This is a genomic window from Ruegeria sp. THAF33, from assembly GCF_009363615.1.
In the GTDB taxonomy this organism is placed as follows: Bacteria; Pseudomonadota; Alphaproteobacteria; order Rhodobacterales; family Rhodobacteraceae; genus Ruegeria.
Map to the genome: position 1 here is coordinate 1,262,722 of NZ_CP045384.1, position 24,421 is coordinate 1,287,142.

At 57.2% G+C, this 24,421-nt stretch carries 20 protein-coding genes; 13 read left to right on the forward strand and 7 right to left on the reverse strand.

The window, feature by feature from the left end:
• Positions 1 to 39: 39 nt before the first annotated feature.
• Together FIU92_RS06335 and aroB are read left to right on the forward strand one after the other, a co-directional pair.
• Entirely contained in the window at positions 40 to 627 is a 588-nt protein-coding gene (locus FIU92_RS06335) for a shikimate kinase (protein ID WP_152457761.1), read from the forward strand.
• On the forward strand, positions 628 to 1,740 hold the full coding sequence (aroB, locus tag FIU92_RS06340) for a 3-dehydroquinate synthase (protein WP_152457762.1): 1,113 nt from the start codon (positions 628 to 630) through the stop codon (positions 1,738 to 1,740). It begins immediately after the preceding gene.
• Between the two features lie 9 nt (positions 1,741 to 1,749).
• Here aroB and FIU92_RS06345 read toward each other — a convergent pair whose 3' ends face one another.
• Together FIU92_RS06345 and ssb are read right to left on the reverse strand one after the other, a co-directional pair.
• Positions 1,750 to 2,820, reverse strand: coding sequence for a site-2 protease family protein (locus FIU92_RS06345; protein ID WP_152457763.1), 1,071 nt, complete (start codon positions 2,818 to 2,820; stop codon positions 1,750 to 1,752).
• Between the two features lie 18 nt (positions 2,821 to 2,838).
• Positions 2,839 to 3,327 carry a single-stranded DNA-binding protein gene (gene ssb, locus FIU92_RS06350; RefSeq protein WP_152457764.1) on the reverse strand — a complete coding sequence of 163 codons (489 nt, stop codon included), beginning with the start codon at positions 3,325 to 3,327 and terminating at the stop codon, positions 2,839 to 2,841.
• A gap of 203 nt (positions 3,328 to 3,530) precedes the next feature.
• Between ssb and FIU92_RS06355 the strand changes: the two genes are divergently transcribed.
• The 3 genes from FIU92_RS06355 to FIU92_RS06365 all read left to right on the forward strand — a co-directional run bounded on the left by FIU92_RS06355 (position 3,531) and on the right by FIU92_RS06365 (position 6,286).
• Complete coding sequence (locus FIU92_RS06355; protein ID WP_152457765.1) at positions 3,531 to 4,109, forward strand: lytic transglycosylase domain-containing protein; 579 nt, start codon at positions 3,531 to 3,533, stop codon at positions 4,107 to 4,109.
• 97 nt (positions 4,110 to 4,206) lie between these two features.
• Positions 4,207 to 5,169 carry a LuxR C-terminal-related transcriptional regulator gene (locus tag FIU92_RS06360; RefSeq protein ID WP_152457766.1) on the forward strand — a complete coding sequence of 321 codons (963 nt, stop codon included), beginning with the start codon at positions 4,207 to 4,209 and terminating at the stop codon, positions 5,167 to 5,169.
• Positions 5,170 to 5,299: 130 nt separating this feature from the next.
• Positions 5,300 to 6,286 carry an MBL fold metallo-hydrolase gene (locus FIU92_RS06365; RefSeq protein WP_152457767.1) on the forward strand — a complete coding sequence of 329 codons (987 nt, stop codon included), beginning with the start codon at positions 5,300 to 5,302 and terminating at the stop codon, positions 6,284 to 6,286.
• A 120-nt stretch (positions 6,287 to 6,406) separates the two neighbouring features.
• Here the strand turns inward: FIU92_RS06365 and FIU92_RS06370 are convergent, their stop codons facing one another.
• The 5 genes from FIU92_RS06370 to miaA form a co-directional block, all read right to left on the reverse strand.
• Complete coding sequence (locus tag FIU92_RS06370) at positions 6,407 to 8,494, reverse strand: ABC transporter ATP-binding protein (protein WP_152457768.1); 2,088 nt, start codon at positions 8,492 to 8,494, stop codon at positions 6,407 to 6,409.
• A gap of 94 nt (positions 8,495 to 8,588) precedes the next feature.
• Positions 8,589 to 10,052 (reverse strand): ABC transporter permease, encoded by a 1,464-nt coding sequence (locus tag FIU92_RS06375; RefSeq protein WP_152457769.1) that lies wholly within the window; start codon positions 10,050 to 10,052, stop codon positions 8,589 to 8,591.
• A gap of 13 nt (positions 10,053 to 10,065) precedes the next feature.
• The gene (locus tag FIU92_RS06380) at positions 10,066 to 11,112 is read right to left on the reverse strand and encodes an ABC transporter permease (RefSeq protein ID WP_152457770.1); all 1,047 of its coding nucleotides are present in this window, start codon (positions 11,110 to 11,112) and stop codon (positions 10,066 to 10,068) included.
• A gap of 136 nt (positions 11,113 to 11,248) precedes the next feature.
• Entirely contained in the window at positions 11,249 to 12,913 is a 1,665-nt protein-coding gene (locus FIU92_RS06385; RefSeq protein WP_152457771.1) for an ABC transporter substrate-binding protein, read from the reverse strand.
• Between the two features lie 354 nt (positions 12,914 to 13,267).
• A complete protein-coding gene (miaA, locus tag FIU92_RS06390; RefSeq protein WP_152457772.1) occupies positions 13,268 to 14,161 on the reverse strand; it encodes a tRNA (adenosine(37)-N6)-dimethylallyltransferase MiaA in 894 nt (297 codons plus the stop codon).
• Positions 14,162 to 14,258: 97 nt separating this feature from the next.
• Between miaA and pyrH the strand changes: the two genes are divergently transcribed.
• From pyrH to FIU92_RS06430, 8 genes are all read left to right on the forward strand, one after another.
• The gene (pyrH, locus tag FIU92_RS06395; RefSeq protein WP_152457773.1) at positions 14,259 to 15,011 is read left to right on the forward strand and encodes a UMP kinase; all 753 of its coding nucleotides are present in this window, start codon (positions 14,259 to 14,261) and stop codon (positions 15,009 to 15,011) included.
• Between the two features lie 264 nt (positions 15,012 to 15,275).
• Positions 15,276 to 16,502 carry an aminotransferase class V-fold PLP-dependent enzyme gene (locus FIU92_RS06400; RefSeq protein WP_152457774.1) on the forward strand — a complete coding sequence of 409 codons (1,227 nt, stop codon included), beginning with the start codon at positions 15,276 to 15,278 and terminating at the stop codon, positions 16,500 to 16,502.
• Between the two features lie 50 nt (positions 16,503 to 16,552).
• The gene (locus FIU92_RS06405) at positions 16,553 to 17,977 is read left to right on the forward strand and encodes a deoxyribodipyrimidine photo-lyase (RefSeq protein ID WP_152457775.1); all 1,425 of its coding nucleotides are present in this window, start codon (positions 16,553 to 16,555) and stop codon (positions 17,975 to 17,977) included.
• Positions 17,978 to 18,046: 69 nt separating this feature from the next.
• Positions 18,047 to 19,255 carry a cyclopropane-fatty-acyl-phospholipid synthase family protein gene (locus FIU92_RS06410; protein WP_152457776.1) on the forward strand — a complete coding sequence of 403 codons (1,209 nt, stop codon included), beginning with the start codon at positions 18,047 to 18,049 and terminating at the stop codon, positions 19,253 to 19,255.
• A gap of 15 nt (positions 19,256 to 19,270) precedes the next feature.
• The gene (locus FIU92_RS06415) at positions 19,271 to 19,711 is read left to right on the forward strand and encodes a TrgA family protein (RefSeq protein WP_152457777.1); all 441 of its coding nucleotides are present in this window, start codon (positions 19,271 to 19,273) and stop codon (positions 19,709 to 19,711) included.
• Between the two features lie 27 nt (positions 19,712 to 19,738).
• Positions 19,739 to 20,854, forward strand: coding sequence for an NUDIX domain-containing protein (locus FIU92_RS06420; RefSeq protein ID WP_152457778.1), 1,116 nt, complete (start codon positions 19,739 to 19,741; stop codon positions 20,852 to 20,854).
• Positions 20,855 to 20,922: 68 nt separating this feature from the next.
• The gene (locus tag FIU92_RS06425; protein ID WP_152457779.1) at positions 20,923 to 21,957 is read left to right on the forward strand and encodes a cysteine synthase A; all 1,035 of its coding nucleotides are present in this window, start codon (positions 20,923 to 20,925) and stop codon (positions 21,955 to 21,957) included.
• The gene (locus tag FIU92_RS06430) at positions 21,957 to 24,383 is read left to right on the forward strand and encodes a DUF3772 domain-containing protein (protein ID WP_152457780.1); all 2,427 of its coding nucleotides are present in this window, start codon (positions 21,957 to 21,959) and stop codon (positions 24,381 to 24,383) included. The genes FIU92_RS06425 and FIU92_RS06430 overlap by 1 nt, the downstream gene beginning before the upstream one ends.
• Positions 24,384 to 24,421: the final 38 nt, after the last annotated feature.

A 24,421-nucleotide genomic window follows, 5' to 3' on the forward strand; every position in this document is an offset into this window, starting at 1 on the left:
AACTGGCATTTTTCCCAAGATCACGTCATTCACGTTTAAATGAGCGAAATTAAGCATAACACACATTCAACAGACACACAGGGTGGTTTTGATCTGCACAAAACCGTGGTTCTGGTGGGGATGATGGGGGCTGGCAAAACTGCGGTGGGTCGCGCGTTGGCCGCACGTCTGGGTGTTCCGTTTCTGGACAGCGATGCCGAGATCGAATCAGCCGCCAACATGACCATTCCTGAAATCTTTGAGCGTGACGGCGAACCTTTCTTTCGCACCAAGGAATCGCAGGTCATCGGGCGCTTGCTGGATGAACAAAAAGGCATTCTTTCAACGGGTGGGGGGGCGTTTCTCCAGCCGGAAAACCGTCGCATCATCGCCGAAAAGGGCGCTGCCGTCTGGCTGCGCGCGGATCTGAATGTTCTGTGGAACCGTGTGCGCCACAAAGACACCCGTCCTCTGCTGCGCACCGACGATCCCTATGCGACGCTGAAATCCCTCTACGAGGCCCGCGTGCCGGTTTATGCTGAGGCCGATCTGACAGTGGATTCGGATGGCGAGACCTCGATCGAAAATATGGTAGGCCGCGTTGTCGACGCTCTGTTGGCGCGCCCTGATGTTTTGGAACTCAAATAAATGCACCAAACAGTACATGTGGACCTGGATGACCGATCCTATGATGTTGAAATCGGTCCGGATCTTCTGACGCGGGCAGGGGGCTGGATATCTCCACTTCTGGCCCGGCCAAAAGTCGCGGTTCTGACGGATGAAAACGTGGCCGGTCTGCATCTTGAGGCGCTGCGCGCCGGGCTGAATGCCGCGGGGATCGAGATGACCGCACTGGCGCTGCCCGCCGGAGAGGCAACCAAAAGCTGGCCGCATTTCGAGCGCGCCGTCGAGTGGCTGCTCGCGGAAAAAGTCGAACGCCGGGATGTCGTCGTGGCTTTGGGCGGCGGCGTCATCGGAGATCTGGCAGGCTTTGCAGCGGCGGTTCTGCGGCGCGGTGTTCGCTTTGTGCAGATTCCAACGTCCTTGCTGGCGCAAGTGGACAGCTCGGTCGGTGGAAAGACCGGGATCAACGCACCACAGGGCAAAAACCTGATCGGCGCGTTTCATCAACCCTCGCTGGTTCTGGCGGATACCTCTGTTCTGGGGACCATGACCCAAAGAGACTTCTTGTCAGGCTATGGCGAAGTCGTGAAATACGGGTTGCTTGGCGATGCGAAGTTTTTTGATTGGCTTGAGGCGCACGGGCCAAGCGTTTCCTCGGGTGACATGGCGGCCCGGGTACACGCGGTGACGCGCTCGGTGCAAATGAAGGCCGACATCGTCGCGCGGGATGAAACCGAACAAGGTGACAGGGCTCTTCTCAATCTGGGGCACACGTTCTGCCACGCCCTGGAGGCCGCGACGGGATATTCCGACCGCCTTCTGCATGGCGAAGGTGTGGCAATTGGCTGCGCGCTGGCGTTTGAGTTGTCATCGCGCCTGGGTTTGTGCTCGCAAGAGGATCCAAGCCGGGTGCGCGCGCATTTGCGTGCCATGGGGATGAAGACGGATCTGGCCGATATTCCGAGCGAATTGCCAAGCGCCGAGGCGCTGGTGGATCTTATGGGACAGGACAAGAAAGTCGTGGATGGCCAGCTTCGGTTTATTCTGGCGCGTGGGATCGGAGAGGCGTTCGTGACCTCAGATGTACCGAAAGATGCGGTTCTTTCGGTCCTGTCGGATGCGCTTGCCACGGCTTGACCTGAAGGCCTAGCGCCCCTGAATGACCATTAGTTCACCGATGTTTTCGCGCGTGATGTAACCCATCATGCGACCGCCCCGAGTGACCACAGCGATGGCCGGAGCGCCGTTGTGCAAGTGCTCCAGAACGGTCTCGAGCCCGGTGGTAAGCGAAACCGAGGGGACCGCCGCGTCCATGATCGACGTGGCGGGTGCTGATCTGGGTTGGTCACTTGCCAGCGCAGCAAACAGCCGTTCACGCGTGACGAATCCCAGCAGGGCCTGGCTTGAGTCCAATACAGGGAATTCGTGTTGAGTGGTGTGGATCACGGCTTGCGCCGCCGTGCTCAGCGTATCGTCGGGGGAAAGCGCGTGAAACTCGGTGATCATCGCGTCCCGGGCCAGAACCCGGCGCGCTGCGGATCGCAGGGCGACGTCCTGGCTTTCGGCGTTCGCGGCGATGAACACGAACACGGCGATGAGCACCAGAAACGGGTTGCCTGAACTCAGCCCCAAAAACCCCAGACCCACCGCAACGATCTGACCTCCGACCGCAGCCACGCGTGTTGCTTTGACGCGGTCCATGCGCAGGCACAGAAGGGCGCGGAATACGCGCCCTCCGTCCATGGGGAAGGCCGGGATCATGTTGAATACGGCCAGCAGCAGGTTGATGTAGGCCAGCCTGTTCAGAAACCCGATACCCGGTGAATCGATCTGGGAAAGCGTCTCGATCGGCACTCCTGCTCCGAAGGCGACCAGTATGACCCAGATCACGATGTTCACCGCCGGACCTGCAAGTGCCACAAGCACTTCTTGCATCGGTTTTTCCGGCATCCTTTCAAGCCGGGCCAACCCGCCGATCGGCAACAGTGTTATGTCTGGGGTCTTGATTCCAAAGCGCCGCGCCATGAGGGCATGACCGAACTCATGCGCGACCACACAGGCAAACAAGGCCAGAACAAACAACAGGTTGTCTATGGCGGCCGGCAGGCCACCGGCGGAATAGGCCGCAAAGCCCACCCAGGCCAGAAGCAGGAAAAACGTGACATGGACCCTCAGTTCGGACCCGAGCAACCGGCCGAGAGAAAAGGACCATGTCATGTCGTGTCTCCGAATTTTCTAGAACGGAATCTCGTCGTCGTCGATTCCACCCGATGCCGGTGCCGGGGAACTGGACGGACCGCCGTAAGGATCTCCGTACCCGCTGCCACCGGCTTGGCCGCCGCCGTAACCACCGCCGCTGCCGCCGCCTTCGCCGCGGCTGTCGAGCAAGGTCAATTCACCGCGGTAGGGGCGCAGAACAACCTCGGTTGTATAACGGTCTTGCCCGGACTGATCCTGCCATTTTCGGGTTTCCAGCTGGCCTTCGATATAAACCTTGCTGCCTTTGCGCAGGTATTGCTCTGCAATACGGGCCAGCGGTTCCGAGAAGATTGCGACCGAGTGCCATTCCGTGCGTTCGCGGCGTTCGCCCGTGTTGCGGTCTTTCCAGTTCTCTGACGTGGCAATGCGCAGATTGCAAACCTTTCCGCCGTTCTGGAACGACCGGACCTCGGGGTCGCGGCCAAGATTACCTACCAGAATGACCTTGTTGACTGAACCCGCCATGTAATTCCTCGTTCTGTTTTCGCGTATGTGCGCCGAATCTGGCGCGACTTGTTTCGTGAGACCCTATACGGCCTGCATCATGGATGAAAACAGTAGATACAACAGTGTTGGGCAAGAGTCTTACTTTGGCCTTTACCAAGCTTTCATTTTTTGTGGGAATACCTATAATCCGACTGGTTTCTTATCGAGCAGGATAGGCATTGATGCGTTCTTGGGTTGCTGGGTTTTCTGTTGTCTGCCTTGTGCTGGCCGTTTTGCCTGTGCAGGCGCAAACTCTGTCTACCAAAAGCCGCAAGGATATCTTCCTCAAACAGTCCAAGATTCTGGATTCCCGTGCGGCGACGCAGTATCGCGATTCCGCGCGGTTGAAACCAAAGACATCCCGTGCGCATACCGGCAAGCGATATACTGGCAAGTATCGCGGCCAGTATCTGGATCTGGCGAAACAGGCTGCCCGCCTTCACAACATTCCCGAAGACTTGTTCCTGCGCCTTGTTCAGCAGGAAAGCGGATGGAACCCGCATGCGAAGTCTCACAAGGGTGCTCTGGGATTGGCGCAATTGATGCCTCAGACCGCCGAGCTTCTGGGGGTCAACCCGCATGACCCCAAGCAGAATCTCGAAGGTGGGGCCAGATACCTGTCCTGGCAGTATCGCAAGTTCAAATCCTGGCCACTGGCTTTGGCCGCCTACAATGCCGGCCCAAAAGCGGTGGAAAAGCATGGCGGCATTCCGCCATACAAGGAAACCCAGAACTACGTGAAGGTAATCTGGGGCGGTTAAACCCGATGCCGCGGCGCAGAACGTCCGGTTCTTGATCAGGCTCAACCAGTCCAACTAATCTGAAAGGGTATCGTCCAGTAACTGGTGAGGTCGCCTCATGCCTGTTGACCACCCTGAGATTCCGCAAGAAACGCTGGCCAACTGGCAGCAACTGGTTGATCTGGTCGCGGAATTGGCGGATGTGCCCGCAAGCCTGATCATGAAAACCGACGCACCGGATCACGCGGTGCTGATCACTTCGGATCATCCCGAAAACCCGTATCCGGTTGGTTTGAGTTTCCAGTTGAATCCCAAACTTTATTGTCAGGGCGTCCTGCAGCGGGACGGAGAGCTGGTGGTTGAGGATGCAGCCTGCGATCCGGATTGGGCGGACAATGACGATCTGGAACATGGGATGACATTTTACATCGGCCTGCCGCTTAAATGGCCCGATGGATCGGTGTTCGGAACGATTTGTGTTCTGGATCGAAAGCAGAACCGGCGTGCCTTGTTGTTCCGCGAAGGGTTGGCGCAGTTCGCACGCATGGTCGAGTCGGATTTGGCTTTGTTGCAAGAGGTTTACCTGCGCCGCGCGCTGGAAGAGAAGCTCAACGAAACACTGGCGCAGCTTGAAACCCGTGTCGCGGATCGTACCCGTGAGTTGCAGGAAACCAACACGGCGCTGCGCGTCCTGCTGTCCAGTCTGGATGACGAACGCAAAAACCGCGATCACGAAATTGTCGAACAGGTGCGCGGCCGAGTTCTGCCCTATCTGGAAAAGGCTCGAACGCAGCTTTCAGGGGACGAAGCAAAGTATGTCTATCTTGAGTTGGCCGAGAAGAACCTGAACGAGATCACGTCTTCATTGTCGGACAAACTGACGGATGCGTTTGCAGCAATGACCCCGACCGAGATCGAGATTGCGCAGATGGTCATGTTTGGAAAAACAACCAAGGACATCGCCAAGGCCCTGTCCCGAGAAACATCGACAATCGATTTTCACCGCAACAACATTCGCCGCAAGCTGGGCCTTGAAGGGCGCAGCCAGAACCTGCGCAGTCATTTGCTCTCGATTTCGTGAACACGGAATATGGGGTTTTCCCCCATATTCCGCCCCCATTTTTTCGGTCTGAGCCAATATGCCCTGGCTTGTTACCTTTGGTTGGGACGTGCGGAAAACCTGCACATGTCCAACAGAGAGGTACACAAAAATGGATCGCAAAGATCTGAAACCAACCATCCTGAACGGCGACAAGGATCATCTGGCGCCGGGGCTGTCTCGCCGTTCGTTCTTTATGGCGGCGGGGGCTGCCGGTGTCGGTGCGACTGCTTCCGTACTGGGCGCAGGACCGGCTCAGGCACAGTCTCAGGCGTGGCTACAGCCGGGCAACAACAACCACGTGATCGATCTGCAAGGCGCAACGGGTCAGGCCAGCACCGGGACGGTTGGCATCGACTATTATGGTCATTGTGCGATCAAGATCACCTCGCCCAATGGTGCAACAGCGCTGTTTGATCCCTGGCGCGATGATCCGTCGGGCGCATGGGGGCTTTGGTTCCGCAACGAATTCCCGCAAATCCCGGTGGATATCACCCTGTCGACCCATGCCCATTTTGATCACGATGCGATTGAACGCCCAAGTTCGACCATGGTGCTGGATCGCATGGTGGGCAATTTCGAGTTTGCAGACATCAAGATCACCGGTTTTGCCGACAAGCACGCCTGTGTCGCGCCGGGATGGTATGATTGGACCAATGCGCTGGCCGAGTTCGGCGTGGAAGCCTGCCCGCCGAACAACGTGGGCCACATGGATATGGTCGTCTATCTGGTCGAGACCGGCGGCATTCGAGCGCTGATCTGGGGCGACAACCGCCACAACCCGCCGCAGGAGTTCTGGGACGCGATCGGACGGGTGGATGTTCTGACGCTGCCGGTTGATGGCTCGGAACATATCCTCAGCTTCGATCAGGGCAACGACATCGTATCCAAGCTCAAGCCCAAGGTGATCATCCCCACACATTACCTGAATGAGGTCACATCCTACACGCTGACCACTCTGCAATCCGCCGACGACTGGGTGAAGGGGCAGCAGAGCTACAAGATGCTTGACAGTGCCAGCCTTCAGCTTGAAGCCGGTGACATTGCCGGAATGAACCAGGAATTCATGCATTTTGGCAACAACGTCATGACCGGCTGACGAATTACCGGGGTCGCCACTCACGCCACTCCCAAGCGCCGCCTGTCTCCCCAAGAAACCACGGCGCCAAAAGAAAGGGCCGGTCCCTGACCGGCCCTTTTTCAAGGTTCAGAAACGGGTTTACTCCGCCGCGACTTTGATTACCGGCTCCATCCGGGCCAGAATGTCTTCGGCCAGGTGGCATTTGATCTGGTGCCCATCCGCCAGCGTCTGCACCGGCGGCACATGGGATTCGCACCGACCGTCAGGCACCTCGGATTTCCATCGGCAACGCGTCTGGAACGGACAGCCTGGTGGCGGGTTCATGGCCGAGGGAATATCGCCTTCCAGAACGATATGCTGCTTTTCGATCGAGGTATCCGCAATCGGAACCGCGCTCAGCAGCGCCTCGGTATAGGGATGATAGGGCGGGGCAAAGACCTGATCCGTGGTGCCCAACTCTACGACATGGCCCAGATACATCACCATGACCCGGTCACTGAGGTAACGCACGATGGACAGATCGTGGCTGATGAACAGCAGCGTGGTCTTGTGCTGTCGCTGTATCTCCATCAACAGATCCGTCACGGCAGCCTGAACCGACACATCCAGCGCCGAGACGGGTTCGTCCGCCACAACGATACGCGCATCGCCGGCAAAGGCGCGCGCGATACCCACGCGCTGTTTCTGCCCGCCGGACAGCTGTCGCGGCATCCTGTCTGCAAAGGCGCGCGGCAGCTTCACCAGATCAAGCAGTTCCAGCATCCGCTTCTTTCGCTCGGCTTCAGAGTTTCCGACACCAAAGATTTCAAGCGCCCGGATGATCTGACGGCCGACGGTCATCGACGGATTCAGCGTGTCGAACGGGTTCTGGAAAACCATCTGAACTTCGCCGATCGTCTTGGCATCGCGTTCTTCGATGGGCACCTGTTCGATGTTGCGGTTGTCCAGCAGGATCTGCCCGTCTGTGGCCGTCTCCAACCCCATAAGGACCTTGGCGAAGGTGGACTTGCCGCAGCCGGATTCCCCCACGATGGCCAGTGTCTCGGATTCGTGCGCCTCGAAGCTTAGCGTTTCGTTGGCCTTCACAACCTTCTTCTCACCGCCGCCAAACAAGGCATTTGCCGCAACCTCGTAATATTTCTTGAGGTTGTCCATTTTCAGAACCGTTCGGCCGATTTCACCCTTTTCTTTCTGATCGGCCAGCGCAAGTGGGGCGTTCCAGTCGATTTCCTGGAATTTAAGGCAGCGGGTGTGGTGCCGGTCATTTCCCGGAACGGCCTCCATCAGGATTTCCTTCGCGTCACAGCGCCCCTCTTCGAAATAGTCGCACCGCGGTCCAAAGTTGCAACCCGGAGGCCGCTCGTGGGGCAATGGGAAGTTCCCCGGAATAGCCACCAGCGGACGCGTGTTCTTGTCAGCCCCCGGCAGCGGGATCGAACGGAACAGCGCCTGTGTATAAGGGTGCTGCATCTCGTCGAACACATCCTTGATCGAGCCACGCTCGACCGCTTCACCCGAATACATCACGCACAGACGGTCGCAGGTTTCCAGAACCAGCCCGAGGTTGTGCGAGATAAACAACATTGAGGTGCCGTATTTCTTGCCCAGATCCTTGACCAGTTCGACCACAGCGGCCTCGACCGTCACGTCCAAAGCGGTTGTCGGCTCGTCCAGGATCAACAGCGCCGGTTTCGACATCAGCGCCATCGCAATCACGATCCGCTGCTGCTGACCACCCGACAGTTGGTGCGGAAATGAATTCAACATCCGCTCGGGGTCTGGCAGGCGAACATCCGTCACCACTTCCAGCGCGCGGGAATAAGCCTCTTCCTGACTCACTCCCTCGTGGATCATCGGCACTTCCATCAATTGTTTGCCGATCTTCATCGCCGGATTCAGCGATGCCATCGGCTCCTGATAGATCATCGCGATTTCATTGCCGCGAATGTCGCGCAACTCTTCGGCCGACATCTCTGCCAGATCGCGGCCCTTGAACTTTATCGTGCCTCCGACGATGCGACCGTTCTTGCCAAGATCCTGCATCACGCCCAGTGCCACGGTCGATTTGCCACAACCGGATTCACCAACCAGCCCCACGGCTTCGCCGGGCTCTACGCTGACCGAGAAATCCATCACGGCGGGGATTTCCCGCAGGCGGGTAAAGAATGAGATGGACAGCTTGTCGATCTCCAGGATCGGGCCGTCATAATCCGCCATTTTGCTCATTTTGCTTACTCCTCACCAAATGCGGGGATCCCCTTCATCTGGCCAAAAATATCCCGGGGGGGTCCGGGGGGCTGGCCCCCCGGCCTCGATCACATCAGTCCTTCAGGCTTTCCTCGCGAAGGCCGTCAGCCAGCAGGTTCAGACCAAGAACCAGCGACAGCAGGGCAAAGGCAGGAGGAAGGGCAGGGTGCAGGTAGATCGACAGCAGCTTGCGCCCCTCGTTGATCGTGGATCCCCAGTCCGGGCTTTCCGGCGGAAGGCCCAGTCCGAAGAAGCCCAAAGTCCCCAGAAGAATGGTGGTGTACCCGATGCGCAGACAGAAATCGACGATCAGAGGGCCACGGGCGTTGGGCAGGATTTCCCAAAGCATGATGTACCACGGCCCTTCGCCGCGTGTCTGGGCCGCAGCCACGTAATCGCGGGTTTTGATGTCCAGCGCCAGGCCGCGCACGATACGGAAGACCGTGGGCGAGTTGACGAACACCACCGAGACGAACACCACCAGAATACCGCCGGGGATATCGAACAGGTCCAGATAGGTCGGCAGACCCCAGATCCGGTAGGCCTCGGTATTGATGATGTAGCCACCGGTCGAAATCAGCGACAGATACAGCCAGATCGCAACACCCAGAACACCGATAAGCAATGGCGTGCGGAAATTCGGGCGCGTGTAATAGCGCGAATTCAGCAATACGCCGATGAACAGGATCGGGAACACGAACAGCACGGCCGCCATGTAGTTCGGCACCCCGGTCGCCACGATTTCCGGCGTCACCAGCAGGTAGAACAGCAGGATCACCGGGAAGGCGAGGATCAGGTTGGCGAGGAAGGACAGGAACGTATCAAAACGGCCCCCATAGTAGCCGGCGGGAAGCCCCAGCGTAATGCCGACCATAAAGGCGAACATCGTTGCCAGCGGTGCAATTTGCACCACAACCCAGGCCCCCTTGACCATCCGGCTGAATACGTCACGCGCCAGATTGTCACCGCCCAGAAGATACCAAGCATACTCGCCGTCCTCCAGATTTGGCAGAGGCGTTCCCGGCACTTTGTTCTTCATGCCAGAGATCTGTGTCAGCGGGTCATGGGTCACGATCAGATCAAGCGCGCCGAAGATGCCGGTAAAGACCCAGAACATCACAAGGCCAAAGCCGATCATTCCGATGGGACTGTCATACAGTTTGCCGTACAACCCCAACCGTCGTTTGAAGGCGATGGACATGGCGAACATGATGATCAGCGCGACCCATACAGGCAGGAATTGCTGGGAAATGGCGCCGATGATCCCTGCGCCAGTGCCCATCAGGATGCCCAGCACCAGATAGGCCACGGCCAATCCCACGCTGGCAAGGAAACTGTAATGCAGCGCAAGCTGGATCAATCCACGGACACCGCCGCCAGAACTGACGGATCCATCCGGATTCACGACAATCTGCTGTTCAGGCAAAAAGATACTGGCGATGATCCAGACCAGGATCGACAGCAAAAGTGCAGCCAGTGCAATCATCAGCAGCGGGTTCAGGAAGGCGATAGAGCCGGTCCAGGTTAGTGGTTCCATAATCTCACCCTCCTTATGAAATGCGAATGCGCGGGTTGAGGTAAACGTAGCCGATATCCGAGATCAGCTGCGTTATCAGAACCACGAAGACCGACACGACCGAGATCGCCAGCAGAAGCTGGATGTCGTTGTTGCCAGCGGCCTGAACCAGCGCCCAGCCGAAACCCTTGTAGTTGAACAGGGTTTCAACAATCACCACGCCGTTCAGCAGCCATGGGAACTGCAGCATGATAACCGTGAACGGCGCGATCAACGCGTTGCGCAAGGCGTGTTTCATGACGATGTTCGGGAACGAGACACCCTTCAGCCGTGCGGTCCGGATGTATTGCGCCGTCATCACTTCGGTCATCGAAGCGCGGGTCATCCGGGCGATATAGCCCATACCGTACAGCGCAATGGTGAGAACCGGCAGGAAGAAGTTCTCGAATGTCGGGTTCTCCATCGCTTGCGTCGCGGTTCCCTTGAACCATTTCAGCCCCACGGTGGACGAGGTGAAGATCGCGATGAAGATAACGCCCGATACGTATTCCGGTGTCGCCGTCGTGATGATTGAGAAGGTCGACAATGATCGATCCAGGGCTGATCCCTCTCGCATCCCGGCCAGTACACCAACGATCAGTGCAGATGGCACCATCAGGACCAAAACCCAGAACATCAGGTAACCTGTATTGCCCAAGCGCTTGCCAACGATGGTTCCGACTTCTTCCTTGAAAACGGTTGAGTATCCCCAATCGCCCTGAAGAACACCACAATATCTTGCCGTGTCCTCTGCCGTCGAACCGGGTCTTGTGCAGGTTCCCACGAACTGGCCATCTTCCAGGGTATTCTGGAACCCGGGCATCACGCCCAACCATTGGCCGTATTTAACGAGTGTCGGCTGCAAGTAGCCGCGGTTTTCCAACCAGGCTTCGACCTGCTCATCCGACATACGCTGGTTGCCCTGCGTTTTCGCCAGCTTTTCAAGGTTCGGGTATAGGTTGGTCAGGAAAAAGACGACGAATGTCAGACATAATGCCGTAAGCAGCATCACTCCGAACCGTCGTAGGATAAATAGTCCCATGGTGGCCCCTGTTGTTCAGGTATTCCGCAGATCATTGGACCATTTTCTGGCCTCGGACGTCCGACCCCGCGTCGGCAAGTCTGCGGCTGGAAAGGGGCGCCCGTGTCAGGCGCCCCTCGTGTGTGGATTGCAGTGCTTAGGCAGCCCAGCCCCACTTGTAGTGATGGTGTTCGAAGGTCACATGCATGTCGGTTCCAACAAGACCCTCTTTCATGTGGCGATAGAGCGAGCGCCAATAGGGCTGAATAGTAACCCCATCTTCCTGAAGCAGTGCTTCGCCGCGCGCCATGACTTCGCGACGCTTGTCCGCGTCGGCAATGGCCAGCGCCTCTTCCAGAATGGCGTCAAACTCGGGGCTAGCATAGCCGAACTCGTTCCAGGCTTCGCCCGTACGATAAGCAAGCGCCCAAATCTGAACACCCAACGGACGCGGGTTCCAGTTGGTCGAGCTGAACGGGTACTTGGCCCAGTCGTTCCAGAAGGTATTGCCCGGCAGAACGGTCCGCTTGACCTTGATTCCGGCATCGCGCAGCTGCGCGGCAACGGCATCTGTGGTGTTGCGACGCCAGTCATCGTCGATCGAGATGATCTCGTGCTCGAAATCTCCGAAACCGGCTTCGTCCATCAACGCCTTGGCTGCTGCGGGATCAACCTTTTGCGGCGGAAGCTCGGCATATTCTGGATGCAGCGGCGCCACGTGATGGTTCTCCGCCGGCGCTCCGCGACCGCCGTAGCCCAGTTCCAGACAAACTGAATTGTCTACGGCCATCTGAAGGGCCTGTCGGACACGTTTGTCCGCATAAGGCTTTTGCCCGTCGATCTCGGCCAGCTGGTTGGGACGAATAACGATGGTCGCGGCGGTCACCACTTCTGACTTCACATAGCCAAGCCCGTCCATCACGTCGATGAATTCACCCACCGATTCATACAGCATGTCGACTTCGTCGGATTCCAGCGCCGCCAACCAGGCAGAAGGGTCGGTTCCGTAGTCGATGTACTCGATACGGTCCAGGGCAGGGCGGCCATACACTTCTTCACCCCACCAGGTGTGATCCGGGTTGCGAACCAGAACGGCTTTAACGCCAACCTCAAGTTCGTCCATCAGATATGGGCCGGTTCCCACATTGTTCAGCAGGTCAGTCTCGCTGAACGAGCTGTGAACAATCGCGCCGGGATAGTCGGCCATGCCCGGAATAAGGGTGATATCCGGCTTTGGCAGGTTCAGTTTGACCGTGGTTGCGTCGACGACTTCGATGACACCCTCACCGGCCTGACCGGTATCCGCGTCAATCAGGGTTGCAAAGCGGCCCGCCATCGAGTTGGTTTCCGAGCTCTTGTCACACCAGCGCGCGATGTTGCGGGCAACGTCGTCAGCCGTGAAATCGTCGCCATTGTTCCACTTGACGCCCGGACGGACATTCAGAGTGTAAACGGTCGCGTCGTCGTTGACTTCCCAGCTTTCCAGCAGCATGCCGCGGAATGAGCCGTCCGAGTTGTACTCGACCAGATATTCCAGCGTGCCGCGCGTCACGTTTGCGATCTGCGACCAGTCATAGGTTCTGGGATCTTTGAGGGCGCGGACTTCCTGCTGCACACGCAGCGTGCCGCCTTCCTGTTTTGCTGTTTCGGCCAAAGCAGGTGTCGGCAATCCGATCATGCCATAGGCCGCTGCGGCAGTAACCCCAAGACTGGTTGCGCGGGTCATGAATTCCCTTCGGCTTAACTTGCCGTCGCGGTATTCCTGAGCGTGCATCGCTGCCGCCCAGTGCACCTTGTCTTCGGTGGATACGGTATTCGTCATGGATGTCTCCCTGTGACACTGATTTTGTTGATTGATTATGGCTCTACGCGACCCGGTTTCTTACGGTCGCCAGAGTGAAGGATTTTGTTTTTTGGACTCTGTTCATCCCCATGTCGTTATTCGGCACCAGATTTCAGATAAGGTCAATGTTCGAAATCGTCATAAGTAGTACAAAAACGACATTCGCGATCAGTTGAAGTCGTGGAGAAGCATTTCTTCTGGCAGCCCAAAGCGATGTCGGTTTCCCCATTGTTTTCTTAGTTTGTTAAGGGAAATCGCAGCAAATCATTAAGTTCTCTTAAGCTTTGAGACTTGGCGGGCGCCTTGTTCGTGCAACGTCAGACGTGCCGGGTATCACACAGAGGGATCGACGTGATTCCAGGCCTTCATACGGGCGCGGAACCAGGTGCGCTGACGCTTGGCGAATTGCCGCGTCGCAATGGTTGCGCGCTCTCGCGCCTGATCCAAAGTCATCGCGCCGTCCAGATATGCCCTGAGTTCCGGCACGCCTATGGCCTTGCAGGCCGGAAGGGTGGGATCGAACCGGTCCTGCATGGCACGCACTTCCTCGATCGCGCCCTGTTCCAGCATCTGGTCAAAGCGGCGTTCTATCCTGTTCAGCAGCCATGCTTTATCAACGTCAAAAACGACCGGTAGGGTCTCGTTCAGCCGAAGTGCCGGTGGGGGCGTTTCGGCTTGCCAGGACAACAGGCTGCGACCTGTGGCGCGCTGCACCTCCCATGCGCGTTGCACGCGGGCACGGTTGTGTATGTCCAGCTTTGCAAGCGTGTCTGCATCGACCCCCTCCAGAAGGTTTGCCATGGGCATCTGATCGGCCTCGGCCCGAACTTCGGGTGGCGTCGCAGGGATTTGAGCCATGCCTTCGGTCAGGGCCGAGAAATACAATCCCGTCCCACCGACGATGATCGGGCGTTGATGCCCCGTTAGCAGGGGCAGGACCTCGCGCAGCCAATGGCCGGTGGAATAATCCTGATCATAGGCGACGTGCCCGTACAACAGATGCGGCGCGCGGGTTTCTTCCTGGGCGGACGGACGGGCCGAGATGACGCGCCAGCAGTCATAAACCTGGCTTGCATCCGCATTGACGATAACCCCGCCATGCCGTTCGGCGATCTCCAGCGCCAGCGCTGATTTCCCGGATGCCGTAGGCCCCGCGATCAGAACCGGCTTGTCGTCCGGAACAGGCGGCAGTTGCCGAAAAAGCAGGTCTGTTGATCGCCGGGTCATGCGCGGTTGCCTCTATCCTCACCAACCGCATTGAACCTGCGGAGCTTTTGCTTCATTTTGCGCCGGAAATTAACCCCGTGCCAGCCCGGAGCGCAACATGAGCCTTTCCCCTTCTTCTGAAACAGCCGAGACCCCGAAAACAAAGTACAATCGGGTCATGTTGAAAATCTCAGGCGAGGCGTTGATGGGGGATCAGGGATTCGGCTTGCACCCGCCAACCGTTCAACGCATCGCGCAAGAAGTGAAATCGGTTCACGATCTGGGCGTTGAGATTTGCATGGTCATCGGTGGCGGAAACATTTTTCGCGGCCTGAGCGGTTCAGCGCAGGGCATGGAGCGGACTACGGCGGATTATATGGGTATGTTGGCCACGGTGATGAACGCGCTGGGGATGCAATCCGCACTGGAAGAGATCGGAGTGTTCACCCGCGTGATCTCGGCCATTCGCATGGACGAGGTGTGCGAACCCTATATCCGCCGCCGGGCTGTTCGGCACCTCGAGAAAAAGCGGGTCTGTATTTTCGCCGCCGGTACTGGCAACCCGTATTTCACGACAGACACCGCAGCCACCCTGCGCGCCAACGAAATGGCGTGCGAGGCGATCTTCATGGGCAAGAACGGAGTGGATGGGGTGTATGACAAAGACCCAGCGGAACATGCTGACGCCGTACGCTATGATACCGTGACCTATGATGACGTGCTGGCCAAACGTTTGCGGGTCATGGATGCTTCGGCCATTGCCTTGGCACGCGACAACAATCTGCCCCTGATCGTCTTCGGACTTGATGAGCCCGGCGGCTTCCGAGGAATTCTCGCGGGCGAAGGGACCTATACCAAGGTTCAGGGTTGAGGCGAGAGGAATCGCCGGACAATTCCGCAAGCTTTCAAAGCCCCGGCGTCGAGCCGGGGCTTTTGCGTTTTGCTTTCGCTTGACGGTTGTGGGCGGCCCTGTCTAAGTATCGGTGTCCTTCCAAGGCGAAGGGCTGCCCCGTGTTTCGTCGGCCAAAGGCCCAAGCACAGGCTGGGCTGGAAGACCTGCCATGATTTCTGAGATGTCCGGAAACATGCGCGGGCATCTCATTGATCTGACTGCACAACTAAGGAGCAATGAGGCATGAGCTCTCTGGATATCGATTTCGTTCGGGCGCAGTTCCCGGCCTTTTCAGAACCCAGCCTGCAAGGGCAGGCGTTCTTCGAAAATGCAGGTGGGTCTTACACCTGCAAACCAGTGATCGACCGGCTGACGCGGTTCTACACGCAGCGCAAGGTTCAGCCTTACGCCCCATATGAGGCCAGCCACCTTGCGGGCGCCGAAATGGACGAGGCGCGTGCGCGTATGGCTGCCATTCTGGGCGTCGACACGGATGAACTGAGTTTTGGTCCTTCAACCACCCAGAACACCTATGTTCTGGCGCAGGCGTTCCGGCAATGGATGAAGCCCGGCGAGGCGATCGTCGTGACCAATCAGGATCACGAAGCCAACTCTGGCCCATGGCGTCGTCTGGTCGAGGCCGGGATAGAGGTGAGGGAATGGCAGATCGACCCCGAAACCGGGTCGCTGAACCCTCAGGACCTGGAAAACATGCTGGATGAAAAAGTGCGTCTGGTCTGTTTCCCGCATTGCTCAAATGTCGTTGGCGAGATCAATCCGGTCACCGAGATCACTGCCATTGCGCATGCGGCGGGTGCGTTTGTCTGCGTTGATGGCGTATCCTACGCCCCGCACGGATTTCCGAATGTTGGCGATCTGGGGCCGGATATCTATTTGTTTTCTGCGTACAAGACCTATGGCCCGCATCAGGGGTGCATGGTCATCCGCCGCACATTGGGTGACTTGTTGCCCAACCAAGCACACTATTTCAACGGCAACGTCCTGTACAAGCGGTTCACCCCGGCTGGCCCCGACCACGCGCAGATTGCGGCCAGTGCAGGCATGACGGATTATGTTGAGCTGCTTTGCGCCCACCATGGCGGGCCTGAGACGGGCGCGGCGGAGCAGGGCGTATTTGTCCACGATCTGATGCGATCACACGAAGAGTCATTGCTGCAACCGGTTCTGGATGCGGTAAAGGATCGAAACGCTGTGCGCCTGATCGGTCCTTCCGACGCCAGTCGGCGCGCGCCCACCGTCGCGCTTTCGTTGAACCGTCCGGCTGAACCGGTTGCGGCGGAACTGGCGCAATACGGTGTCATGGCGGGTGGCGGAGACTTCTATGCAGTGCGTCCCTTGCAGGCGATGGGCGTCGACCCGGCGCAGGGTGTTTTGAGGGTCAGCTTCACCCACTACACCACGAAGCAGGAAATTGATCAGCTTTTAGAGGCTCTTGAGCGCGTTTTGTGATCCACTACTCTTGAGGGTGCGTAGAAATCAAAAAACCTCAAGGGCGTATTGTGAAGCAACAGCAGGCTCCGATCATTTTGTGGTTTCGACGGGACTTGCGCCTGTCGGACCACCCCGCGTTGACTGCAGCGGCCGAAAGTGGCCGTCCGGTCATTCCTTTGTTTATTCATGACCACCTTGTCGAACAGATGGGGGCCGCGCCGAAGTGGCGGTTGGGTTTGGGGTTGGAGGCTTTCACAGCGTCACTGGCCAATATGGGCAGCCGACTGATTTTCCGACGCGGCGACGCACTTGAACAGGTGCAACAGGTCATGGCCGAGACCGGCGCAACCTCAGTCTTCTGGTCTCGCGCTTACGATCCGGCCTCAATCGAACGCGACAAGACGATCAAGTCTGTGCTTACAAAAGAAGGAGTGACGGCAAAGTCATTTGCCGGGCATCTTCTTTTCGAACCCTGGACTGTCGCTACAAAAACAGGAAACCCGTTTCGGGTCTACACGCCCATGTGGCGTGCGGTTCAGGGGCGGGATGTACAATTTCCCGACGCGCGGGTTGCCGATTTGCAGGCCCCGTTGTCGTGGCCCGCTTCTGACAAATTGAGCGATTGGCAGATGGGGGATGCCATGAACAGGGGCGCGGCTGTCGTTCGCCCTCATGTAAAACCCGGCGAACAGGCCGCTCTGGATCACCTCGAGGCTTTTCTTGGGCGAATTTCTCACTATTCCAACAATCGGGACAGGTTGGATCAGGACGGAACATCCAACCTGTCGGAGTACCTGTCTTTGGGTGAAATCGGGCCGCGTACAGTCTGGCATATGGTCCAAAGGGCCGCACTGACTGGAACACCCGGGGCCGATGCCTATCTACGTCAACTCGTCTGGCGCGAGTTTGCCTATCACCTGATGTATCACACGCCCCAACTGGTGGCTTCCAACTGGAAGCCGGAATGGGACAGTTTTCCCTGGAATACCGATCCGGCTCACCCCGAAGCCACTGCGTGGCGGCAGGCCAGAACTGGAATACCTGTTGTCGATGCCGGGCTGCGGCAAATGTATGTGACGGGTCGAATGCACAACCGGGCGCGGATGATAGTCGCAAGCTATCTGACCAAGCATCTTATGACCCACTGGAAAATAGGGATGAATTGGTTTGAGGATTGCCTGATCGACTGGGATCCGGCCTGCAATGCCATGGGCTGGCAGTGGGTTGCTGGATCTGGGCCCGATGCATCTCCGTTTTTTCGGATTTTCAATCCCCGGACGCAAGCCGAGAAATTCGATCCCGACGGGAACTATGCGCATCGTTGGATTGCCGAAGGGTATTCCGAACCCAGCAAGACCGCCCTGTCGTATTTTGATGCCGTCCCGCGTTCATGGGGGCTGCGTCCGGATGCGGATTACCCAAAACCCATAGTCGAATTGCCCGAAGGGCGGACTCGCGCGTTGCGCGCATATGAAAGCCGAAAACCCCACTAAGGAACTGAAAACTTGCCAGAAACAATTTCGCCGCCTAGCTTTATACGCGTACCGCAGAGGGGAGAGCGGATGATCCTGACGACGACCGAAGGGCAAAAAGACCTGCCCAGATATTTCGCCCAAGTCTTTAAAATGTTGAACCGGATGGAATCCGGGCGTCTTGATATCAGACTACCCGACGGTCGCACGTTTCGCGCAGAAGGCGCAAAGGCCGGGCCGGTGGCACAGGTCGATATTCACGACGACGATGTCTTTGCGCGCCTGATCCGCGAAGGTGAACTGGGTTTCTCCGATGCGTATCTGGACGGACATTGGAGCACACCCGATCTGCGGTCTTTCATGGATCTTGTGCATCTTGGAACCGAGACCGTTTATGACGGGTTTACGGGCCAGTTTCTTGTTCAGGCCTATGAACGGCTGCGGTTCTGGCTGCACAGAAACAACAGGGCGCAAGCCAAAAAGAACATCTCGTATCACTACGATCTGGGTAACGAATTTTACAGTTCTTGGCTGGATGACACGATGACCTATTCCAGCGCGATTTTTGAATCTGGGCAGGAAAGCCTCGAGAAGGCCCAGATCGCCAAATACGCAAGTCTTGTGGATGAGATGGGCGCCAAACCGGGTGACCATGTACTGGAGATCGGATGTGGCTGGGGCGGCTTCGCGGAATATGCCGCAAAGGAACGAGGTTTGCGTGTCACCGGCCTGACCATCAGTGAGGAGCAATTCAAGTACGCCAAGGAACGTATAGAAAAAGCTGGTCTATCAGATCGGGTTGAATTCAAGCTTCAAGACTATCGGGATGAACGCGGGGTCTATGACGGCATAGCTTCCATCGAAATGTTCGAGGCCGTGGGTCAGAAATACTGGCCGGTCTATTTCGAAACAGTTCGTGAGCGGTTGAAGCCCGGCGCTCAGGCAACCTTGCAAATCATCACGGTGGGTGATCACCGCTGGGATTTTTACAAGAACGGCGTTGATTTCATTCAGAAATATATCTTTCCCGGCGGGATGCTTCCGTCGCCGACTATCCTGCGTCAGCAGATCGATCAGGCCGGGTTGAAAGTCGTGCGTTCGAAGGAATTCGGGAAAAGCTATGATCTGACTCTGCGCCGTTGGTATGAAACGTTCAACGACAAATGGGATCAGATCTCGGACATGGGGTTTGATGAGCGTTTCCGCCGCATGTGGAATTATTATTTGACTGCGTGCGGTGCGGCCTTTGACACGGGCAATTGCGATGTGACACAGATCACAATAGCAAAACCAAGTTAACTCACGGACCGTCACATGCCCACTGCCTCGCGTCTCGTCGCCGCTGTTTGTCTCGTCGTGCTGGCCTTTCTTGTTTCAAGCATGGTTATCGAAAACGGCGAAGAGGGTAAGGACTATGGTTACTTCACCTATGTGAACATGGCTCTTGGTGCGATCTGTGGTTGGAAAATCATGGGCAAGCGCGCTGGGCGTGGTTGGACAGCGGGAATTAATAACGGCTTGACCGGCGTTGCTTCGCTGGTTTTCTGGGCGCTGTTTGTGCAGGGGTGCTACCGCATGTTCGACCTTGCGATGCGCAATCGATATGGCGGCCCGTTCGAAGCTGTGATGGCCATTTTTTCGATTGGTATCGATTATGGCAAGCAGCTGATCTATCCCGAAATTCTGGTTACACTCGCAATTGGCGCCGTTGTCGCCGGTCTGGCCACGGAACAGGCCAGCCGCAAATGGCGCTGAACCGTTTCGTCACAAGAGAGATTGAATTTGTCTGATTTGTTCTTCTATGGAACGTTGCGGTATCTGCCGTTGTTGCAACGTGTCCTGGGCCGTCCGCTGAGCGAAATAACGTTTCACGCTGCCAAGCTGTGCGATCACGCTGTTCACGCGGTCCAGGGGCAGGATTTCCCGATGATACTTCCCGCCAAGGGTGCCGCTGCCGAAGGTCTGCTGGTGCAGGGCCTGTCCTCCGATGATCTGGCCAGACTGGCTTATTACGAAGGATCCTTCGACTATGACCTGAAATCGTTGAAGGTCATTCTGGAGGACGGGGGCGAAGCACAGGCGCAGGTCTTTTTCCCGACCCCGGGCGCGTGGCAACCCGGTGAGTTGTGGTCGTTGCAGGGCTGGGCGGACAAATTGGGCGAGGTTACGGCGCTCGCCGCCGAAGAAGAAATGGCCTATTTCGGCAGAGTCGACCCCAAAACCATGGCGCGCAGCGTCCGCGCAATTCAAACCCGCGCCTGGGCAAAGATCATGGCCAGGCAACGACGAACCGGCGATCCGCGGAACATAGCCGAAGACGTGATCGTCCACCGGCACGAACGCGTTTACGTCGACTATTTCGGGATGGAGGAAATAGATCTTCAACACCGGCAGCATGACGGCAGCATGGGTCCCGTGCTGCACCGGGGCGGTTTGATGCAGGGCAGCGCGGTGTCCGTTCTGCCATATGACCCGATCCGCGACACCGTGCTTTTGGTCGAGCAGTTCAGACCGCCGGTGTTTTTGATCGATGATCCAGAGCCCTGGCTTTGGGAAGCGGTTGCCGGGATGATCGACCCCGGAGAAACGCCGGAACAGACGGCACATCGCGAAGCCATGGAGGAAGCCGGAGTTCAATTTGACAGGCTGGAATATGCGGGCGGGGCGTATTCCTCCAGCGGGTCGTCGACGGGTTTCATGTATCTCTATGTCGGGCTTGGCAACTTGACCCAGACAACCATCACCGGTGGCCTGGACACAGAAGGCGAAGATATTCGCAGTCGGATACTGCCGTTCGACGAGTTCATCGATATGACAGACCGTCATCTTTTCAAGGATTTGCAGCTGGTGTCTCTGGCTTACTGGCTGGCCCGCCATCGGGATCGTTTGCGCGCATGACTATCGCGCTTGTGGTCCCGGCAGTGCGCCTGTAAATCTTCGAAGATACCAAATGACAAGAGGCGACCATGCGCATTGCACGAGATCTTGCTGACGCAGTAGGAAAAACACCGTTGATCCGGCTGCGCCGTATCAGCGAAGAGACCGGATGCGAGATTCTTGGCAAAGCCGAGTTCATGAACCCGGGTCAGTCGGTAAAGGATCGTGCTGCTCTTTTTATCATCAAAGATGCCATCGCACGCGGGGATCTGAAACCGGGCGGCACCATCGTGGAAGGCACCGCCGGCAACACCGGTATTGGTCTGGCTTTGGTCGGTGCGTCGATGGGGTTCAAAACGGTTATCGTTATCCCCGAGACCCAATCGGAAGAAAAGAAGGATATGCTGCGTCTGGCGGGCGCACAGTTGGTTCAGGTACCCGCGGCCCCGTATCGCAACCCCAACAATTTCGTGCACTATTCCCGCCGTCTGGCCGAGGAATTGGCGCAGACAGAACCCAATGGCGCAATCTGGGCCAACCAGTTCGACAATGTGGCGAATCGTCAGGCACATGTGGAAACCACGGGCCCCGAGATCTGGGACCAGACAGACGGCAAAGTTGACGGGTTCGTCAGCGCGGTCGGGTCGGGTGGGACATTGGCAGGCGTTGCCGAAGTTTTGCAACCCAAGGGCGTCAAGATCGGTCTTGCAGATCCCATGGGGGCTGGCCTGTATTCGTATTACACAACAGGCGAGATCGCGATGGAAGGTGGGTCAATCGCCGAAGGTATCGGGCAGGTGCGTATCACCAAAAACCTTGAGGGGTTCACGCCGGATTTTTCTTATCAGATCACCGACAACGAAGCGCTGCCCTACATCTTTGATCTTCTGCGTGACGAAGGCCTCGTCATGGGCGGCTCGACCGCGATCAACATGGCAGGGGCGGTGCGCATGGCCCAGGAAATGGGGCCCGGCCATACCATTGTAACCATCCTGTGCGATTATGGCACACGCTATCAATCAAAGCTGTTCAACCCCGAGTTCCTGCGTGAAAAAGAGCTTCCGGTTCCGGATTGGATGACCGAGGCACCGCGCAGCATTCCCGGCGTTTTCGAGGACGTGTGATGCTTGGACAGGTCCGCCTGTTTCTGACCCTGCTATTCCTGTGCTTTGTCGGGTTTTCGAATAGCGCTGTTGCACAGCTGACGGATCGTCAAAGTGAGTATTACCAAGGCTGGGTCAAAACCGCGAGCCGGGCCGAAGCCGTCATCGAGGCGAACCGGGCGTCTGACGCTGCGCTGGAGAATTTACGTTCTGAAATAAATGGTTACAGGGAAGACTTCAATCGAGCTCGTGGTGCGAATACCGACCGTATAACGACGCTGGAAAGCCAGATAAAAGCGTTGGGGCCCAAACCCGAAGGGGACACGACTGAACCTGAAGACATAGCAAATCTTCGCGTGCATCTTGAGGAACAGCTCAACAGCCTGCGTGTTCCGCGCATCATATCCGAAGAGGCGTATAGCCGTGCGAACGGGCTGATCAGCGAAATTGATCAGATCCTTCGCGCGCGCCAGAAAAAAGAGTTCTTTGAACAGGGCCCTTCGCCGATCAACCCGGCATATTGGGGTCCGGCATGGGTGGATGTCAAAGAGGCCGTTCAAGGCCTGGTAAACGAAACGATCACGAATTTGCGTTCAGATGTCGTGCGCGAGCAAATTCGCGCTCGTGGGCTCGCAATCTTCATACTTCTGGTCATTTCAGCCGTGCTGCTGATCTTTGGCAAACGGTGGTCTGAACTTGGAGGCGACTACCTGAGGTTACTCGGCGGGGCCGGGACAGGGGTTTGGTCGTTCGTAATCTCACTATTGCGAATTCTGTTGCCATGGATCGGTGTGGTGGCTGTGGTCACGGCGATCAGTCTCACAGGCGTTCCGGGTCTGCGGGGCAGCCTTTTGCTTCAGAATGTTCCGTATTGGGCAGCGATCGTGTTTTTCTATGACTGGATTGGTCGCCAGGTATACGTGATCGGCGCGTCGCAAGGGTTCAAACGTCTGTCCGCTGCGCGCATCACTGAACTGCGCGTGTATATCGATCTGCTTGCCCTGATGCTGGTTTTGCACGAATTGGCGTTTTTGTTCGAACGGATCGAAAACATTTCCGACGCGACTCGCGCCGTAGTCAGTTTCCCGGTCATTGTCGCGACGGCTTTGTTGTTGTTGCGAGTACGTCAGATTCGAACAACTGACGGGCCTCCGGATCAAGCTGCCTCGACCCGTTCCGCGGGTTTCAGCCAACTGGTCGAGTTCCTGCGCCGGGCTTTGTTCCTTTTGGGGATCATGTCTCCCTTGCTGGCTATTTTCGGATACACCAATGCGGCCGAAGCAATCGTGTTTCCTGCCGTCAAGACATTGGTGCTGATCGGGGCCTTGGTCATCCTGCAACGGTTCATCAGTCAGATTTACGGTTGGGTCACCGGGCAGGGCGAAGCCGCAGGGGATTCGCTTTTTTCCGTGCTGGTCGGGTTTGCATTGGCCATCTTGGCGCTTCCCATTCTGGCGATCTATTGGGGTGCGCGGGAAACCGATCTGCTGGAAGCATGGTCGCGCCTGCTGCTTGGTTTTGATATCGGTGGCGTCACAATTTCGCCCAGCAACTTTCTGACCTTTGTTGCCGTGTTTGCAATCGGTTATACGCTGACGCGTCTGTTGCAAAGCGGGCTGCGCAATTCGCTTTTGCCGAAAACCAACATAGATCCGGGTGGCCAAAACGCGATTGTCGCTGGTTCGGGATACGTTGGCATATTCCTTGCCGCGTTGGTGGCAATCATGGTGGCCGGTTTTGATCTGTCATCGCTGGCGATCGTCGCTGGCGCGCTGTCTGTTGGCATCGGCTTTGGTTTGCAGACAATCGTGTCGAACTTCGTTTCTGGCATCATCCTTTTGGTCGAGCGTCCGATTTCCAAGGGGGATTGGATCGATGTGAATGGCATGATGGGATATGTTAAGGACATTTCCGTTCGTTCGACCCGGGTCGAGACGTTCGACAGGACGGATGTTATCGTTCCGAACTCTGACCTGATCAGCGGTGTTGTAACGAACTATACCCGCGGCAATACGATCGGGAGGGTGATCGTTCCGGTGGGTGTTGCATACGGAACTGATACGCGTCTGGTAGAAACCATTCTGGGCGAAATCGCCAACAGCCATCCGATGGTTTTGGCCAACCCGGCACCAAGCGTCGTGTTCCAGGGGTTCGGAGCAGATTCCTTGGATTTTGAAATACGGGCGATCCTGCGGGATGTGAATTGGGTTTTGTCGGTGAAATCTGACATGAACCATGAAATCAACCGTAGATTCTCGGAAGCAGGGATCGAGATTCCGTTCGCACAACGTGATGTCTGGCTGCGAAATCCCGAAACCCTGCGGGCATCTGACCCGAGCAAGCAGGAGCCTTCCGCACCTGTGCAGGATAAGCCACGCAAAGTTGCAGAGGCTCCGGCGGATTTGACCGAGGCGGATATGGACCCGGATGCCGGTGATGAGATCTGAGGGACCAGATCGCAGCACGTGTTGACCTGTGATCACCC